Consider the following 2,535-nt stretch of genomic DNA (forward strand, 5'->3'; position numbering starts at 1 on the left):
GCACCCTGAGGATAAAGGCCTTCCCGAAGATCGTGGCGATTCTCGAACAAGTGATACGAGGCAAGCCCGGCAATGGATTGACCGAGCCGCTGGTGAGTCATCTTGAAGCGTACTTGCACAAGCTCTCGAACGACGAGTCCCGAAACAAGTACCTTATTTCATGGATCACCTATTTTCTGGCCAGCAATGATCTTCTGAAACTGTTAAAAGTGAGGCCCAAACTACAAGATCCGATCGCCAAGTCCTCTATGACTGGACGGGGGAGATTGTTCGCAGATGCCCCAGACTTCAAGTTGATCGAGGGCATGAAGACGTCCGGCAGACGTGTTTCATTATTTGAACATCTCGACGTATTTCATCCCCCCAAACACCCCGGCTGACCGCCCTTATGCACTTCCGCATCGCCGACACCTTCACCGCGAGCCTCGCGCGCATGACCGGCGACGAACAGAAGGCCGTCAAGACCACGGCCTTCGACCTGCAACTGAACCCGGCCGCGCCGGGCTTGAGCTTTCACAAGCTCGACCACGCCCGGGACAAGCATTTCTGGTCGGTGCGGGTGAATGCCGACATCCGCCTCATCGTCCACCGCACTGAATCCAGCCTGTTGCTGTGCTACGTGGACCACCACGACCCGGCCTATCGCTGGGCCGAGCGGCGCAAGCTGGAGACGCACCCCACCACCGGCGCGGCGCAGTTCGTCGAGATTCGCGAGCAGGTGCGGGAAATCGCGGTGCCGCAATTCGTCGCCAGCACCCCCGCAGCGCCGGCCGCGAAACCACTGTTCGCCGACATCGCCGACGAGGTGCTTCTCGGCTACGGAGTGCCGGGCGAGTGGCTGGCCGATGTGCGCGGCGCCACTGAAGACACGCTGCTGACGATTGCCGATCATCTACCGGCCGAGGCGGCCGAAGCGCTGCTGGAGCTCGCCACGGGCGGCACGCCCAAGGCTGCACCGGTGGCCACGCCGCAGACGAACCCGTTCGATCACCCGGACGCGCAGCGCCGCTTCCGCGTGATGACGGACGCGGCGGCGCTGGAGCAGGCGCTGGCCTGGCCGTGGGACCGGTGGATGGTGTTTCTGCATCCGGCCCAGCGCGAGTGGGTGGAGCGCGACTACAGCGGCCCGGCGCGCGTGTCGGGCTCCGCCGGCACCGGCAAGACCATCGTCGCGCTGCACCGGGCGGTGCACCTGGCGCGCACGCATCCGGACTCGCGGGTGCTGCTCGCCACCTTTTCCGACACGCTGGCCCGTGCTCTGCACGGTCGACTGCGCCGGCTGATCGGTGGTGAGCCGCAACTCGCCGAACGCATCGAAGTGCACGCCATGGATGCCATTGGCCTGCGCCTGTACGAGCGGCGCCGCGGGCCGGCGCGGCTCGCGACCGGCGAGGTGATTCAGGACTTGTTGGCTGCCGCAGTGGCGCAGGCGGGCGGCAGCCGCTTCACCCCGGGCTTTCTGTTCAGCGAATGGCGCGAGGTGGTGGACGCCTGGCAGATCGGAACCTGGGAGGAGTACCGGGACGTGCGGCGCCTTGGCCGCAAGACGCGCCTGGCGGAGGCGCAGCGCGCGGCACTGTGGGCGTTGTTTGCACAGGTGCGCGCCGGTCTGGATGCGCAGGGGCTTGTCACGCCGGCCGGGGTTTTCACCGGTCTCGCCGCGGACCTGGCCGGGCAGGCACCGCCGTTCGATTTTGCCGTGGTGGACGAGGCGCAGGACGTGAGCATCGCGCAACTGCGTTTTCTGGCCGCGCTGGGCGGCGATCGGCCCAACGCGCTGTTCTTTGCTGGCGATCTTGGCCAGCGCATCTTCCAGCAGCCGTTTTCGTGGAAGGCGCTCGGCGTGGAGGTGCGCGGCCGGGCGCGCACGCTGCACGTGAACTACCGCACGTCGCACCAGATTCGGAGCCAAGCCGACCGCCTGCTCGGCGCCGACGTCGCGGACGTGGACGGCAACGTCGAATCGCGCCGCGGCACGGTGTCGGTGTTCAACGGCGTGGCGCCGGCGGTGCGCAGCTTTTGGAGCGAGGAGGCGGAGATCGCGGCCGTCGGTGCCTGGCTTGCCGAACGTGCATCCGAAGGCATGGCGCCGCATGAACTTGGCGTGTTCGTGCGAACCGAGGCGCAATTGGACCGCGCGACGTCCGCCGTCGCCCGCGCGGGGATGTCGGCCGCGCTGCTCGACGAACACCTGGATACAAGGCCGGGCGCGGTCTGCGTGGGCACCATGCATTTGGCCAAGGGGCTCGAATTTCGCGCCGTGGCCGTCATGGCCTGCGACGACGAGGTGTTGCCGCTGCAGGAACGCATCGAGTCCGTGACCGACGACGCCGACCTGCAGGAGGTCTACGACACCGAGCGGCACCTGCTCTATGTCGCCTGTACGCGAGCGCGGGACTGCCTGTTCATTTCAGGCGTGACGCCAACTTCCGAATTTCTGGAAGATTTGCAGATGGCCGACTAATCAGCATTACTCAACCAACCATGGGCTTCGCTTTTTTCGGGTAGGTGCGCACCATCGCTTGTGCGCCGCTT

At 66.0% G+C, this 2,535-nt stretch carries 1 protein-coding gene and 1 pseudogene; both read left to right on the top strand.

Annotation, left to right across the window (positions count from 1 at the left end; genetic code table 11):
* Positions 1 to 380 (top strand): annotated as a pseudogene (locus PHC73_RS13845) (hypothetical protein); the annotation flags it as partial.
* Positions 381 to 388: 8 nt separating this feature from the next.
* Entirely contained in the window at positions 389 to 2,464 is a 2,076-nt protein-coding gene (locus tag PHC73_RS13850; protein ID WP_300129425.1) for a UvrD-helicase domain-containing protein, read from the top strand.
* Positions 2,465 to 2,535: the final 71 nt, after the last annotated feature.

The sequence above is a fragment of the Immundisolibacter sp. genome, from assembly GCF_028696615.1.
GTDB lineage: Bacteria > Pseudomonadota > Gammaproteobacteria > Immundisolibacterales > Immundisolibacteraceae > Immundisolibacter.